General features: G+C 42.0%; 12 protein-coding genes. 2 read left to right on the top strand and 10 right to left on the bottom strand.

Annotated features, from left to right (window positions below):
* Nucleotides 1-42: 42 nt before the first annotated feature.
* Both srtB and T359_RS0118395 read right to left on the bottom strand, forming a co-directional pair.
* Entirely contained in the window at nt 43-831 is a 789-nt protein-coding gene (gene srtB / locus T359_RS0118390) for a class B sortase (RefSeq protein ID WP_051545624.1), read from the bottom strand.
* Nucleotides 832-929: 98 nt separating this feature from the next.
* The gene (locus T359_RS0118395) at nt 930-4,172 is read right to left on the bottom strand and encodes a hypothetical protein (RefSeq protein ID WP_026518656.1); all 3,243 of its coding nucleotides are present in this window, start codon (nt 4,170-4,172) and stop codon (nt 930-932) included.
* Between the two features lie 264 nt (nt 4,173-4,436).
* Here T359_RS0118395 and T359_RS0118400 point away from each other — a divergent pair, with 264 nt between their 5' ends.
* The gene (locus T359_RS0118400; RefSeq protein WP_026518657.1) at nt 4,437-5,741 is read left to right on the top strand and encodes an ABC transporter substrate-binding protein; all 1,305 of its coding nucleotides are present in this window, start codon (nt 4,437-4,439) and stop codon (nt 5,739-5,741) included.
* Between the two features lie 16 nt (nt 5,742-5,757).
* Nucleotides 5,758-7,521, top strand: coding sequence for a methyl-accepting chemotaxis protein (locus T359_RS0118405; protein WP_026518658.1), 1,764 nt, complete (start codon nt 5,758-5,760; stop codon nt 7,519-7,521).
* Here the strand turns inward: T359_RS0118405 and T359_RS21105 are convergent.
* From T359_RS21105 to fabG, 8 genes are all read right to left on the bottom strand, one after another.
* Nucleotides 7,518-9,263, bottom strand: a complete 1,746-nt coding sequence (locus T359_RS21105) for an AMP-binding protein (protein ID WP_155840188.1) — start codon at nt 9,261-9,263, stop codon at nt 7,518-7,520. The genes T359_RS0118405 and T359_RS21105 overlap by 4 nt on opposite strands.
* Nucleotides 9,260-10,015, bottom strand: a complete 756-nt coding sequence (accA, locus tag T359_RS0118415; protein ID WP_026518659.1) for a carboxyltransferase subunit alpha — start codon at nt 10,013-10,015, stop codon at nt 9,260-9,262. Before accA ends, T359_RS21105 begins: the two co-directional genes overlap by 4 nt.
* A complete protein-coding gene (locus T359_RS0118420; protein WP_242839135.1) occupies nt 10,002-10,661 on the bottom strand; it encodes an acetyl-CoA carboxylase carboxyltransferase subunit beta in 660 nt (219 codons plus the stop codon). Before T359_RS0118420 ends, accA begins: the two co-directional genes overlap by 14 nt.
* A 192-nt stretch (nt 10,662-10,853) precedes the next feature.
* Complete coding sequence (locus tag T359_RS0118425; RefSeq protein WP_026518661.1) at nt 10,854-12,182, bottom strand: acetyl-CoA carboxylase biotin carboxylase subunit; 1,329 nt, start codon at nt 12,180-12,182, stop codon at nt 10,854-10,856.
* A 1-nt stretch (nt 12,183) separates the two neighbouring features.
* Nucleotides 12,184-12,618, bottom strand: a complete 435-nt coding sequence (locus T359_RS0118430) for a 3-hydroxyacyl-ACP dehydratase FabZ family protein (protein ID WP_026518662.1) — start codon at nt 12,616-12,618, stop codon at nt 12,184-12,186.
* A 19-nt stretch (nt 12,619-12,637) separates the two neighbouring features.
* Nucleotides 12,638-13,021, bottom strand: a complete 384-nt coding sequence (locus T359_RS0118435; RefSeq protein WP_026518663.1) for an acetyl-CoA carboxylase biotin carboxyl carrier protein — start codon at nt 13,019-13,021, stop codon at nt 12,638-12,640.
* A gap of 2 nt (nt 13,022-13,023) precedes the next feature.
* Nucleotides 13,024-14,268 (bottom strand): beta-ketoacyl-ACP synthase II, encoded by a 1,245-nt coding sequence (gene fabF, locus T359_RS0118440; protein WP_026518664.1) that lies wholly within the window; start codon nt 14,266-14,268, stop codon nt 13,024-13,026.
* Nucleotides 14,261-15,004, bottom strand: coding sequence for a 3-oxoacyl-[acyl-carrier-protein] reductase (gene fabG / locus T359_RS0118445; protein WP_035785008.1), 744 nt, complete (start codon nt 15,002-15,004; stop codon nt 14,261-14,263). Before fabG ends, fabF begins: the two co-directional genes overlap by 8 nt.
* Between the last annotated feature and the right edge of the window lie 21 nt (nt 15,005-15,025).

A 15,025-nucleotide genomic window follows, 5' to 3' on the forward strand; every position in this document is an offset into this window, starting at 1 on the left:
CCTGCAAATTGTTATGCAGGTAGCTTTTAAAAATTCAAATAATCAAAGATCATGCTCGTCAGAACGTACAGCGCAGATTACAAGACGCTCATCATCTGAAGCTGACGTACATGTCGACAATGTGACAATGCTGTCATTATTGTTGTACACGTCTGTCGATACATATGATTTACTAAGAATGTGCTTAACGGCGCCGTCAAAATTTTCAGGATTAGGGCCGTAGGTGTAGTAAATCTGATCGTTATCCTTTACATCACAGTATGCAAAGATCTGATATCTGTAGACCTTGCCTGCAGTAAAGATCTGGAAATACTGGTGATCCTCATAGTAGCTCTTATCTGTCTTGTAATAACGAAGTCGGCCAAACATTGAGAGGTCTCTCATGTTGTGTCCGTAAATGAGCACGTTAGGATCTGAAAAATCAGGTGTGGACTCCCCATCAAGGAATATAGAACCTGCTGTGGAAGCCTTACCGTCATATGTTTTTCTTAAATAGGTTGTATTATCACCGGAATAAAGAATAGGATAACTGATATTCTCATTCTCGAAATAAATCCAGCCGATAATATCTGAATTTCTTGCTTCAAGTCCTGTGAGGTCTACGCTGATATTATTCCACCAGCCATTTTCTTCTTCCTCAACGGCATCATTTGAAACAAATTCCTCAGGAAGTACCGTGTCCACCGCCTCAACTTTTTTCTTAGCTTCTTCGTTGATTGAAACGTACTGCTGCTCTGTTTGCTCATAAAGAGCATTGGACCTATTGTACTCGCTGACTGTAACAAATATAACTCCGGCAGATACAGCTACCATGATTGCTCCGGTAGCCATAATCAGCTGCCATCTGTATTGTTTGATCTTTTTCCAAATAAGATTTAAGAAAGTAGCAACTACGAGAACAAATATTATATATCCACGCTCAATCTTGCTTATCTTTTTTTTTTGAAATCGCCTCTCTTGAATCTTTTAAGTTCAAATGCAGAGAAACCAATAAGTCCAACACCTGCAAGAAGAACAATTACCCAAACCCATACTACAGGGAGATTGTCTCCTGTCTGAGGTGCTCTTGCTCCAAGTGCATCTCCGGAGCTTGATGAAGAGCTGCTTGATGATGATTTGGTTGATGTCTTAACTACTGCATCTGTCTCTGTATAGATAAGAGTGAATCTGGAAAAATAACGAGAGTAAATATATACTTTTCCGTTGCTCTTATCTACATAATAGGTTCCGTCTGTAAATGAGCTTGAAGGTCTTGATGACAATTTGGAGAATTTCTTAACTTCTCCGCTGTGCTCACGTATTACGTTTACTGTCTTTGCTGCATTGGTTGTTCCAATATAGGCGATTACGTCAATGGCTGAACCAAGATCGCTTACATCTTCATCTGATTCTGTGTTTTCAGTTTCATTATTTTTTACTGTCTTATGAACAGTTACATCGAGACTGTCTGTATTAACTACTGACTCATCACCATATTCAGCTATTGTGTTAAGCTCTGTTGAACCAAGAGTTGACTTGGAAATTGGCTTAACATTAAGTGTATAGGTTACTGTCTTGCCGCTTACCTTTTTACTGGAAGCGTAGGTTGACAGTCCTGATGATGCTACGTTTGTAACTCCTGTGCTTACATTATTAGGATTACTGAAGTTTACGCTTGATGATGCCTTACCGGTTGATGATGATGAAGAACTTGTAATCTTCCAGGTGTATGACTTGGTTCCTGTGAAGTTGTCATCATATGCCTTAAGGTAAACTGTGTAAGTTCCTGCCTTGGTAGCCTTAAGTGTTGACTTGCTCTCATCAACTTCGTATTCTTCATCCAAAGTAAGTGTCAAACCTGATACTGTAATAGTCTTTGGAGCAGAATGCTCAATTTCATTTCCTGTATATGAGTATGAAACCTTAGTTGATGAAGGAATAGTAGCTGATGAAATACTAAGTGGATTAATCTTCCATGACTTTGTTACTGTTCCTGTATATCCGTTCTTACCGGTTATAGTGATCTCATAATCATCGGCATCGGTCTCTTTTGTATCACCGGATATATCATAGTAGCTTGTGCTAAGTTTCTGTCCGTCAACTGTAACTGTAACTGTAGGTCCCTGCTCCTTGCTGTTGTATGTGAAGGAGGTCTTGCTCAATTTTACATCACTTGATGTGATCTGCTGTCCTGCATCAACAATGTCATATCTAACACGTGCTGTAGTAGGATCGCTTGGATTATTGATTGTAACCTTTGTACCGGCCTTATTGATAACCCAGTTTACATGGCCTGTGCCGTAAGCACTGTATGAACCAAGTGCTGTAGGTGCTGTCTTTGACGCTGTGCTGTCAGCGGCAGATACATAGTAAATTGCTAAATTCTTTACCTCAAGTTTTGAAGTATCTGAAGCATAAAGCTTCGCAGTGTACTTTGTTCCATATGGAACCTGATTATCTGTAAACTCTTTACTTGTGCTTGAGTTAACTATCTTTAAGTGAATATCAATAATAAAGTAGGTTGCTGTTTCAGCCGATACTGTGATGTTGTAATTATCATTTGAACCTGTATATGTAAGTGTAAGTGGATACTCACCAACCTTGCTGTTATCAAATGAAGATGTTGGAGCAACTGTTACTGTCACACCTTCTATTTCATTGGTTGTGAACTTATCCTTAACGCTCTCATCAAGACAGGTCAATGTATAAGCTGATGAAAATGCAAGAGGCTCGCCGTCCTTGATGCTTGCCAGATTGTTTGCTGCAAGCATTACGTTGACAGGTTTGATTTCCCACTCGCCGGTAGCCTTTCCTAATGTGCCATAGGTCTCACCAACAAATGTAACTGTGAAATCATATGTGCCTGCATTTGTTTTCTTAATCGGAACCAAAACATAATCTGTTTCAGCTGTTAACTTGGTATCTCCGATCTTAACTTCAATATCTGATGCTTTAAGTTCTTGTTCTACCGTATTATATATGAAAGGATTGATAACTTTTACAGATGAATCTGTCGCATCAGCTGTTATTTTAATCACATACTCTTTGGATGTATCCTCTGTGCTTGAACCGCTTCCGGCTTCAGAGCTTGAATCAGAGGTACCACTTAATTTGAGCTTTACAGTCAATGTCTTATTTTCATCAACAAAACCTTTTTTAGTAATAAGGAACCACTTACCGGTTTCTGTTGTATCCTCGACATAATTGCCGCTCTCATCAGTAGAAGGTTTGTTGTCGCTGTCAACCTTTAACTGCTTTGCTTCGAAAAGCTCTGTGTCATTGCTAACAGGTGCTCCGTCAATGATCACTTTCTCGATCAGGTCTGCGGTAAGAATAGGAGCATCAGCTGTTCCTGCCTCATCCTTGGTCTCGGATAATACTTCGGTAAGTAATGTAGCAGTGCCGCCCTTGGAAACATATGAATAAGGCTTAGTGTTATCGGGAAGAACCGGCTTGGTTTCTTCTTCCTCAAACTCAGCTTCCTCTTCCATATCACCGGTTCTTACTTCTCCAAGAACCTCTCCACCGATCACATCGACTGTAATATTAGGAAGCTCTGCATCTGTTACGAACACTGAAGGAATCTCAGGAACATATACAAATCTGAGCCATTCCTCATCGCTGGTGAACTCGGGTCTGTCGCTGAGTTCTTCGCTGAGAGTCCACTCAACTCCCGCAATATTTATTTCATCTGAATCAGCTGCAAAAGCAGTTGTTGAAAATCCATTAAATACATTATCGAAGAAGCTACCGATCAGACGAGCAACTATATTGTCCTCTTCTACAGTTATCTCCTCTTCAGGCTCTTCCTCTTCAATATCATCATCAAAAGGAAGCTCAATTACTGTTGCACCATTGTCAGAACTGTCTTCGCCGTTCTGTTCCTGAGTATCATCAGTATAATCAGCCTCTCCGTCATCTTCTAATATGATGTTATCCACATTGGATTTGATTGCCCTGAGAGTATCAGGGAAAACGATATCTGCTTCGGATGCGCCCGGATTAAGCTGCTGGTATGCTACATCCTTATCCAGATCTTCAAACAGGGCGATCTCTATGGGATCTATCTCTGCCTCATCCGCTACAGCCATTGATGTCATATCTGCGTTGGCTAATGCAACAGATGCTGCTACCGCAAGAGCAAGCCCTCTCTTTGCTACTATTTTTTTGGATTTACAACAAAACTTTTTCATGATTGCATAGTACTCCCTATAAATATATAAAGTGATTATAAACCCATATCGCTATTAATATAAAGTTTTTTTTGAAATTTTATACTTTTTTCTTCCCTGAAATAAAAATATCATTTGTAATATTCCCTACTTATAAATAACAAAAAATAAAATTTTATAGGCATTTAATGGATATTAGTCATTTTTACTGAGATAATATTGTTGATATGTCGTTTATATTTCTACGTTTATTTGCTTGTTACTATTTTCTTCGAGGTGCGCATTATGAAAAAAAGGAAAATATTATCTTTTGTCATGACATTTTTTCTTATCATTTGCATTTCCGGATGCGGACAAAAATCTTCCGGAGACTCTCCAGAAGCCGCTGTAGCCAAGGCAGAGTCTATTACTTTGGTAAATATTAAATCTGAAGTTAACGCCCAGATTCAGACCCTTGCCTCTCAGTACGAAAAGGAGACAGGCATTAAGGTTTCGGTGATTAATGTTGATCCCGGAGTAGATTCCCAGGCAACATTAAAAGGATATTATCTGTCGGATCAGATGCCTGACATTATCGCCTGCGAAGCTTCAGGGTTCTCAAATTGGGAAGGATTACTCGTTGACTTATCTGATCAAAACTGGGCAACCAGGACCGATGCAGCCTATGTTGATGCTACTTACGGAACCCTCGGATTCCCATTTACAACCGAGGCCATAGGCCTTGCATACAATGCTGACATTCTTGAAAAGTGCGGAGTGGATCCCAAAAGCATTACCGGACCGGCTGCTATGAAATCAGCATTTGAAGCAATCGATGCAAAAAAATCATCCCTGGGCTTAACCGCTGTAGTAGGCTACTGCGCTGAGCCTGAAAACCTTGGCTGGTCCAGCGGAAATCATATTTTCGGAGCATATATCGATTCCGGTCTTTCCAGATCAGACACCACCTACATTGACATGTTAAATAATCAGAACAAAATAGATGATGCACGTTTTTCGGATTATGCGAACATGATAGGACTCTTCATTCAATACTCCGATCCAAAACTTCTTGTAGCCGGCGTTTATAATGACCAGGTAATGGGATTTGCTTCCGGCAAATACGCATTTGTTACTCAGGGCTCCTGGATTGGCGCAACTCTTGTGGGTGATGACGCATCCGCTTATGCCAGCGCCGGCAATTTCAAGGTGGGAATGGTTCCCTACGCTTTCCAGGACGGTCAGGACACTATTTTGACCAGTGCTCCTTCCTGGTGGGCTATCCCAAAAGAGGGACAGGTTGATGCGGCCAAGGACTTCCTCCAATGGTGTTCAGAGGATTCCGGCCAGAAAATCCTGGTGGAAGAAGCTGGATTTATCAGCCCCTTCAAGGATTGTAAATATGTAGCTTCTGATCCTTTTGCAAGCACGATCTCCAAATATATCGCCGCAGGCAAGACCTCCAGCTGGCACTGGATGGATATGCCGGAAAATCTTGGTCAGAAGGGCTTTGCTTTTGCCTTCCAGAAATTTGCCAAAGGAGAACTTGATGCCGCAGGATTCTTAAAGGAAATACAGAAAATAGCCACAGACTGGTATGCAAAGCTTTGAGGAAGGGGGTGTAAAAATGGCTGATAAATCTTCTATTAAAATAGGGAAGAAAGACTCCATAGTATTTCAGTTATCATCATTAAATCTTTTGATGCTCATTGCCTTTATTGCTGTTATGGCACTGGTTATGTCCTCCATGAGAACATCAACCAATACAAGTATATCCATGTTCAGCTCAATGATGACCCTCACCAATCATGAAGCTGCTCTGAAAAATGACGTAATGTCTCTCTATGATCAGACCACAGGCTATGTCTCCGCTGATGCGGCAGAAACAAAAAGTGCTCTGATGCCCCAGATTAAAGTTGCAAAAGAAGCTGTTTCCAAAGATATAGCCGCTTTGGAAAATGATTTTTCCACCTATCAGAATGAAGCTGCAACAGCACAGCTTGCGGAGATCAAACAGCAGTACTCAAGGTTCTCTGCCCTTATTGACTCCGCCATTGAAAAATGTGACGCCGGGGATCAGTCCTCTGCCTACAAAGTCCTTTTTGATAAGGCTGAGATCCAGAAGATCGCAATTTTCCATTCTACAAAGGTGTTGGATCAGGCCATTACGGATTCAGCTGATGCCACCACAGCCATGATGAAAAGGCTTCTTCAATCCGGCAATCTGACCGCCATGATCGGTGCTATTGTTATGCTGGTCCTTATTGTGGGCAACTTCCTTATTTCTTATAAAAATATTGTAAGAAAGATCCGTTCAATCAGTGATGAAGTAAATGGCATGATTTCAAATATCGAGAGCGGAAAGGGTGATCTTACAACCAGAATACGGACAAAAACGAAATCAGAGCTTCTTTATATCACCACAGGAATAAATCAATTTATCGAAACTCTTCAGAATATCATGAGAGATGTAAAGAGCGGCTCCAAGGTCCTTGCTTCATCCTCTGAAGAGGTTAAGAGCCAGCTCCGTATCGCAGATGACAACGTAACCAACACTTCAGCCGCCCTGGAGGAGCTGTCCGCCAATATGGAGACTCTTTCCGGCACTGTTTCTTCCATAAATGACCGTGTAGAAGACGTTAAATCCGCTGCCATGGAGATCACGGAGCAGGCCCAGTCAGGCGCAGAAACCGCCAACTCCATCAAGCAGGAAGCCAATGAGCTCAAAACCCGCGTAAATCAGAAAAAATACGAAGCCGGGGATCAGGTTTCCCAGCTTTCAGCCGTACTGTCCCAGTCAGTGGAGGATTCCAAGAAGGTTGGCCAGATCGGCGAACTTACAAATGTAATCCTGGATATTTCCAAGCGCACGAATCTCCTGGCCCTTAATGCTTCTATCGAAGCAGCCAGAGCCGGAGAAGCAGGAAAAGGCTTTGCGGTTGTAGCCGGTGAGATCAGCTCCCTTGCTGAAAACAGCCGTGAAACCGCCGCCAATATCCAGGTCATCAGCACAGAGGTTACAGAAGCCGTTAACAGACTGGCTCAGAATGCGCAATCTGCTCTGGATTACATCAACGGCACCGTCCTTGGTGATTATGATGAATTTGTTACCACCGGAGAAAAATATGAGCACACCGCCGATCTTATGGACGATATGCTCTCAAGCTTTGATAAAAAGGCCGAAAACCTCAATAATATAATGCAGGAAATGGTTGAATCCGTTCAGATGATCACTTCATCCATTAAGGAAAGCTCCATTGCTATCACCTCTTCTGCAGAGAATTCTGCTGAAATTGTGGGAGGTATCAAGAAAATATCTCAGGCCATCGGCAAAAATAATGAAATTACAGAACAGCTCAACGATACCACAGAGAAATTCCAGGCTCTTTAACCTGCGTTTTCCTCGTCAATCTTACGTATCATCGCTCTGCTGATCTTACCACTGGAACTTCTGGGCAGTTCCTCTACAAATTTGATTATTCGAGGGTATTTGTAGATGGCTGCCCTCTTTTTGACGAAATCCTGCAGCTCCGTGATGAGCTTTGTGCTGGCTTCATATCCCTTCTTAAGAATAATGCTGGCTTTTACCACATTTCCACGGTTTTTGGAGGGAAATCCTGTGACAGCGCACTCAAATACAGCAGGATGCTTCATCAGTATGTCCTCAACCTCAGATGGGCCTATTCTGTATCCGCTGGATTTGATCACATCATCATTTCTTCCAAGGAAAAAATAATTCCCTTTTTGGTCACCTATGGCCATGTCCTTGGTATGATAGACACCGCCTCGCCATACTTCTTCATATTGAGCATCATCTCCCAGATATCCTTTAAATATTCCTATAGGTTTTTGACCATTTTCGGAAATAATTACTATTTCTCCCTCTTCTCCGCAAGGAACACAGTTGTTATTTTCATCCACCAGAGCAATTTTATAAAGGGGAGAAGGCCTTCCGATTGAGCCGGAAATTTGCTCCGAATTTACAGGAGTACATATCTGAAGTGCAGTCTCTGTCTGGCCAAAGCCCTCTCTGATAATCAGACCAGTTTGGTCAATAAACTTTCTGGAAACCTCCTTTGGCATAGGTTCTCCGGCGGTAGTAACATATCGCAAGTTATCCAAATTATAATCTTTTATTTTTTCCAAAATTAAATATTTATATACCGTTGGTGGAGCACAAAATGTATTTACTTTTTCTTCGGAAATAATTTTTAACAGGTCTGATGCATAAAACTGCTCATAATCATAGACCATGATTGCTGCTCCCAAAAACCACTGGCCATACAGCTTTCCCCAGGCTGTTTTAGCCCACCCGGAGTCTGCTACCGTAAGATGAAGATCCCCTTTTGTTATCCCATGCCAATTTTTGGCCGTATAAATATGGGCTATGGGATAAGAAAAATCATGAATTACAGCCTTGGGGGCCCCACTGGTTCCTGATGTGAAATAATAGAGCATATCATCATTTTTATCGGTGGTTATGCGAACTAAGTTGGCCGCCGACTTTTTTATTAATCCCTCTAAATTCTCAAAACCCGGATAATTATCACCAACCACTATCTTAACTATATTTTTATCAAAAGAAGTTGCTTCCTCCACTTTTTTGCAGATATGCTCCGTATTTACGCATATTACCGCTTTGGCACCGGATACCTTAAATCTTTCGCGAATATCCTCTGCAGAGACCATATGGGAGGTAGGAATGGCCACAGCTCCAAGCTTATGAAGGGCCAATATACTGATCCAGAATTCATATCTTCTTTTAAGCAAGAGCATAACCGAATCATGCCTGCTTATTCCCAAAGCTTTAAGCGCATTTGCAGCTTTATCGGTAAGCCCTTTTATGTCACCGTAAGTGAAAACTCTTCGTTCTCCATCTGCACTTTTATGTACCATTGCAACCCCATTCGGTTCCTCAAAAGCCAATCTGTCCATGACATCATAGGCAAAGTTAAAATGCTCAGGTACATAGGTTTCTATTTTATTTATTTCACCGTTTTCACCTATTATTTCCTTGTAATAATCCTCAAATATTTCAGGCATTTTGCACCTCTTACTGCGATTTGATATACCGCATGTTATTCTATTGAAAATATTATTTATTTTTATTTTCTTACGTTTATTTTTCCTCAATATCCTATCGTTCTGAATTTTCTGTACCTGGCTTCCAGAAGATCTGTAAGCTCTGTATTCATCAGCTTATCCAGTTCTTTTTCAATTTCTTCCTTGTTCCCTTTTTGGTCACCTTTAGAGCAGATTTTATCAATTATCCCCAATTTATATAATTTTTTTGCAGTCAGTGAAAGTGCCGCAGCCGCCTCAGGGGCTTTTTCCGTGGTCTTCCACAGGATATTGGCGCAGCTCTCGGGAGAAACAACGCTAAAATACGCATCTTCCATCATCCAGATCCTGTCGCTGTGGGAGAGAGCCAGGGCTCCTCCGCTTCCGCCTTCGCCTATTACAATTGATAAAATGGGGGTTTTCAAATCAGACATTTCAAATAGATTATCAGCAATAGCCCTTCCCTGGCCATTCTCCTCAGAAGCCACATCACAGAAGGCACCTGCGGTATCCACGAAGCAAATGACCGGCCTGTGGAATTTTTCCGCCTGTTTCATAAGTCTTAGGGCTTTTCTGTAGCCTTCCGGTTTCGCGCTTCCAAAATTATGGGTAATTCTGTCCTGGGTATTCTTCCCTTTTTCTACACCTATAACTGTCACCGGGAATTTTCCAACCCTTCCGATCCCTGCAATTATCGCCTTGTCATCTCCATGGAGCCTGTCTCCATGAAATTCCATGAAATCCTCGACGATCTCATTGATATAATCTACAGAAGTCTTGCGCCCTTCATCCCGGGCAGCTTTTACAATCTCATAAGCATCCATCTTTTTCTCCGTGTAGTTCCAAAAGCTTTCCAAGATAATCCATCTGTACCTCTCTTGGCACTATTTCATCGATAAAACCACATTCCAGTACACTTTCAGCCTTCTGAAATCCCTTGGGAAGAGGCTGATTTGTGATTTTTTCCACGATTCTCGGACCCGCAAAACCAACTCTTGCCCCGGGCTCAGCCAGCGTAATATCCGCCTGCATGGCAAAGCTTGCGTCCACACCTCCTGTGGTTGGGTTAGTCAGAAGTACTATATAGAGATTTCCCGCGTTGCTGTGCCTTTTTACAGCCGCAGAAACCTTGGACATCTGCATGAGCGATATCATTCCTTCCTGCATCCTTGCACCACCCGAAACAGTGATACCTATTACAGGCAATTTATTTTCTGTGGCATACTCAAAGAGCCTTGTTATCTTTTCGCCCACCACAGCTCCCATGGAACCCATCATAAAATTGGCATCCATGGAAAAAATCCCTGTTTTTCTTCCCCATATAGTAGCTGTGCCGCAGATAACACCCTCATTTTCCCTGCTTTTTTCTTTGGCTGCCGAGAGTTTTTCTTCATATCCGGGAAACTCAATTACATTCCTAGACTGAAGCTCCGCGTCCATCTCAATAAAGCTTCTTTTGTCAGTCAGCATTAAAATTCTTCTTCTTGCTCTGACAGAAAAATAATGGCCGCACTCAGGACAAATAAAATAATTTTTTCGAATTTTACTTACACTAATTTTGCTATCACATTTTTTGCAGATTATTTTTCTTGTAAAAATCTTATTTGAAGAGCTTTCAAGCTCGTTGTCGGCCTTAAGAAACAGTTTTTTTAATTCCATTTTTTACAGCACTTTCTTAAAAATTCCCGTATCATAATTACCGGATACAAAACGACTGTTATTCATAAATTTCATATGCATATCACGATTATTGCTGACTCCCACCAGAACAAATTCAGACAGGGCACTTTTCATTTTTCTTATGGCCCCATCCCTGGTGGAGGCGCATACAATGAGCTTTCCCAGCATTGAATCGTAAAATGGAGTAACCTCACAGTTGGTATAAAGTGCCGAATCAAATCGCACATCCACGCCCCCTGGGATATGCAATAACTCTACTTTCCCTGTAGCAGGCTTAAAGCTGCTATTATCCTCGGCGCAGATCCTGCACTCAATCGCATGCCTGTTCCTGCGGATATCTTCCTGCTTAAAAGGAAGCTCCACACCAGCGGCTGTTCTTATCTGCCACTCCACAATATCGATCCCGCAGACCATCTCTGTGACAGAATGTTCAACCTGAAGCCTGGTATTCATCTCCATAAAATAAAAATCATTTCCCTGAAGCAAAAATTCCACGGTTCCTACAGTGACATAGCCCACTGCAGATGCAAGCCCCGTCGCGGCCTTATACATTTTCTCTCTGACCTCAAGAGGCAATATAGGAGCAGGACATTCCTCGATCAGCTTCTGATTTTTCCTTTGAATAGAGCAGTCTCTGTCTCCCAGAGCAATGACATTTCCTTTTTTATCAGCAATTATCTGGACTTCCACATGTTTTACGCCTTCCAGATATTTTTCCATAAATACTTCATCATCACCAAAGGATACAGCAGCTTCTTTTTTTACCTGAAAAAAAGCATTTTCCAGCTCCTTTTCTTCCCTGACGATTCTTATGCCCTTGCCACCGCCTCCGGCTCTGGCTTTCAAAATAATTGGATATCCTATTTTTTCCGCCCAATCCTCAGCTTCTTTTAGATTTTTCAAAAGGCTGCTTCCCGGAGAAACAGGCACGTTTGCGCTGATGGCCAGATCTCGTGCGATTTCTTTCTGCCCCATTCTTGCCATTACTTCGTATGCCGGTCCGATAAAGGAAATTTCATTTTCTTCGCAAATTCTCGCAAATTCAGGGTTTTCAGACAGCATGCCGTAGCCGGGATGAATGGCCTCCGCTCCGGATCTTTTTGCCACGGTAATTATGGAAGCCATATTTAAATAGCTGTCTTTTACCAGCGGTCCACCGATACAATAGCTCTCATCTGCCATCTCCACATGGAGGGCATCCCTGTCGGCAACAGAATAAATAGCAACAGTTTTTATTCCCATTTCCTTGCAGGCACGTATTATGCGGACTGCCACTTCGCCTCTGTTTGCAATAAGAATTTTAGAAAACATTTCAGCTCTCCTTTTCTTCTTTTACAATTGCAAAAGAAAAATCTCCATTCATGCATCTTTTTCCATCCACCGAAATTTCTCCGTGAAGCATGTACATCGGTGGAAATTCTTTTAATATTTTGGTGTCAATGCGAATCTTGTCCCCGGGTTTTATCATCCCTCTGAATTTGACCTTATCAAGGCCTGTATATACAGGAATAAATCCCTCCTGAATCATTTTATCCGCAAATAATACGCAGGCTGACTGAGCCATCATTTCGCACTGGATAACTCCGGGAACGATGGGATTTCCTGGAAAATGTCCCTGAAGAAAATATTCGTCGCCTTTGACCGTATAAAATCCTGTGGCGGTCCCATCCTCATTTACGTAAGCCTCCTCCACCAGTAGCATAGGCTCTCTGTGAGGGAGTATTTTTTTTAATTCCTCTTTATTCATTTTTTGTCCCTATATAAAATCAATCAATTACAAAAAGCACCTGGTTGTATTCAACAAGATCCCCATCACTCGCTGTTATTTCCTTTATTTCCCCGTCCACCGGTGCAAGAACCTCATTTAGCATTTTCATCGCTTCAATGGTACAGATACATTCTCCCTTACGGACCATATCACCCACCTTTAAAGGCTCTTTTTCTCCCACTTTCCCATAAAAAATGCCGAGTAAAGGAGCCTTGACTTCCGTTCCCTTTTTAGTCACCTTTTCCTCAATTGGCGGAGTAATTACCGGTTTAGCAGAATTATTTTTTTTCTTGAGAGTTAATTTGAAATCCCCCTCTTCCACAGAAAGCTCAGAAAGTCCTAATCTTTCAAATAAATCACCGTAATCCTTTAATGAATTCATTTTTATTTTTCCTCTGAGTATTTTTTAAAGGCTATGCAGGCATTATGTCCTCCAAAACCAAGGGAAGTGCTTATTGCGAAATCCACTTCGGCCTCTACAGCTTTATTGGGAGTATAATTCAGATCACATTCCTCATCCTTTTCCTTGTAATTTATTGTTGGAGGGATAATGCCATCCTTTAATGCCAGCACAGATGCAATTGCTTCTACCGCACCGGTCGCTCCCATCATATGTCCCGTCATAGACTTGGTGGAGCTCACATGGATATCATATGCTTTTTTACCAAACACCGCCTTAATAGCCTTTGTTTCCATGGCATCGTTTAAATGTGTTCCTGTGCCGTGGGCATTTATGTAAATTTCGTTTTCATCGGTTATTCCTGCTTCTTTAACGGTATTTTTAATTGCTCTTATTGCACCGTCTCCCTCCGGATCCGGAGCTGTAATATGATATGCGTCTGCGGTATTACCATAGCCCGCAACTTCAGCCAGGATCTTTGCTCCACGCTTTTTGGCATGTTCATATTCCTCAAGAAGCAATATTCCTGCTCCTTCGCCCATGACAAAGCCGCCTCTTCTCTTGTCAAAAGGAAGGCTGCCTTCCTCCGGTTTTTCTGAAAGATTCAGCGCCTGACAATTAACAAATCCTGCCATGGCCAGTTCATTTATTGATGCTTCGCTACCACCTGCTATTATTGCATCCGCGTATCCGTGCCTTATGGCGCGGAAGGCTTCACCAATTGTATGGGTTGAGGTCGCACAGGCTGTAACAACAGGAAGTGTCGGTCCTTTGGCTCCGAATTTAATTGAAACGGCCCCTGCAGCCATATTGCTGATCATCATAGGTACAAAAAACGGAGATACCATCTCAGGTCCTTTTTCATAGAGCTTTTTTGTCTCTCTGATGGTGGTATTTATTCCGCCAATTCCTGAACCGATATAAACGCCAAATCGCTCTTTATCCAACTCGGATTCCAGAATCCCGCTCTGCTCAACAGCCTGCTTCGCAGCTCCCATGGCATATTGCATGAAAAGATCGGATTTTCTGATTTCCTGCATTGTGTCGTAGTAAGATTTTGGCTCAAATTCCTTGACCTCGGCATCAAGACTCACCTTAAGTCCCGAAGCATCAAATCTGCTGATCTTATCTATTCCGCATACACCGTTTTTGAGATTATTCCAAAAAGTATCAATATCATTTCCCACAGGAGAAATAACTCCCATTCCGGTCACAACAACTCTATACATACATTCCTCCGTCTACTTTTATCACTTCACCTGTTATATATGATGAATTTTCGCTCCCAAGAAAAAGGGCAAGATTTGCCACATCCTCAGGTTGCCCCAGCCTTTCTATGGCAAGTGATTTTTTCAGTTCCTCGTGGGCTGCCTCCGACAGTTTGGCGGTCATGGCTGTCTCTATATATCCCGGAGCGATTGCATTACATCTGATATTTTTCCTGCCATATTCCTTTGCCACTGACTTGGTAAATCCAATAATCCCTGCTTTTGACGCCGCATAATTGGTTTGTCCACGATTTCCCATAAGACCGACAACAGAGCTGATATTTACGATATTCCCGCCTCTTTGTCTGATAAAATTTCTTATAAATGCCCGGGTCACAAACATTGTCCCCTTCAGATTGATGTCGATCACATCATCAATATCCATTATCCCAAGGCTTGGAAGAAGGTTATCCCTGGTTATTCCTGCATTATTTACCAGGATATCAACCTTGCCGAAATCAGCTATTATTTCCTCTGCAACGGAAGCTACCTGATCCGGATCCGAGACATCACAGATATAGAGCCTTACTTTTCTGCCTGTTTCCGAAAGCTCCAAAATTGCACTTTCTGCTTCCTCTGTCTTTCTGGTTGCAATAACAGCTATATCCGCGCCGTTTTCTGCGTATTTACCTGCTATTGCCTGACCTATTCCCCTGGTACCGCCTGTAATAACGGCAACTTTGTTTTCTAAGATCATTTTTTCTCCTCTGACAATCAC

The organism is Butyrivibrio sp. MC2021, assembly GCF_000621605.1.
Classification (GTDB): Bacteria; Bacillota; Clostridia; order Lachnospirales; family Lachnospiraceae; genus Butyrivibrio.

What these genes read in the sequence shown, in the direction of transcription:
- srtB (WP_051545624.1), bottom strand. Translation starts at nt 831, where the DNA reads ATGGCTACCGGAGCAATCATGGTAGCTGTATCTGCCGGAGTTATATTT.
- T359_RS0118395 (WP_026518656.1), bottom strand. Translation starts at nt 4,172, where the DNA reads ATGAAAAAGTTTTGTTGTAAATCCAAAAAAATAGTAGCAAAGAGAGGG.
- T359_RS0118400 (WP_026518657.1), top strand. Translation starts at nt 4,437, where the DNA reads ATGAAAAAAAGGAAAATATTATCTTTTGTCATGACATTTTTTCTTATC.
- T359_RS0118405 (WP_026518658.1), top strand. Translation starts at nt 5,758, where the DNA reads ATGGCTGATAAATCTTCTATTAAAATAGGGAAGAAAGACTCCATAGTA.
- accA (WP_026518659.1), bottom strand. Translation starts at nt 10,015, where the DNA reads ATGGATGCTTATGAGATTGTAAAAGCTGCCCGGGATGAAGGGCGCAAG.
- T359_RS0118420 (WP_242839135.1), bottom strand. Translation starts at nt 10,661, where the DNA reads ATGCTGACTGACAAAAGAAGCTTTATTGAGATGGACGCGGAGCTTCAG.
- T359_RS0118425 (WP_026518661.1), bottom strand. Translation starts at nt 12,182, where the DNA reads ATGTTTTCTAAAATTCTTATTGCAAACAGAGGCGAAGTGGCAGTCCGC.
- T359_RS0118430 (WP_026518662.1), bottom strand. Translation starts at nt 12,618, where the DNA reads ATGAATAAAGAGGAATTAAAAAAAATACTCCCTCACAGAGAGCCTATG.
- T359_RS0118435 (WP_026518663.1), bottom strand. Translation starts at nt 13,021, where the DNA reads ATGAATTCATTAAAGGATTACGGTGATTTATTTGAAAGATTAGGACTT.
- fabF (WP_026518664.1), bottom strand. Translation starts at nt 14,268, where the DNA reads ATGTATAGAGTTGTTGTGACCGGAATGGGAGTTATTTCTCCTGTGGGA.
- fabG (WP_035785008.1), bottom strand. Translation starts at nt 15,004, where the DNA reads ATGATCTTAGAAAACAAAGTTGCCGTTATTACAGGCGGTACCAGGGGA.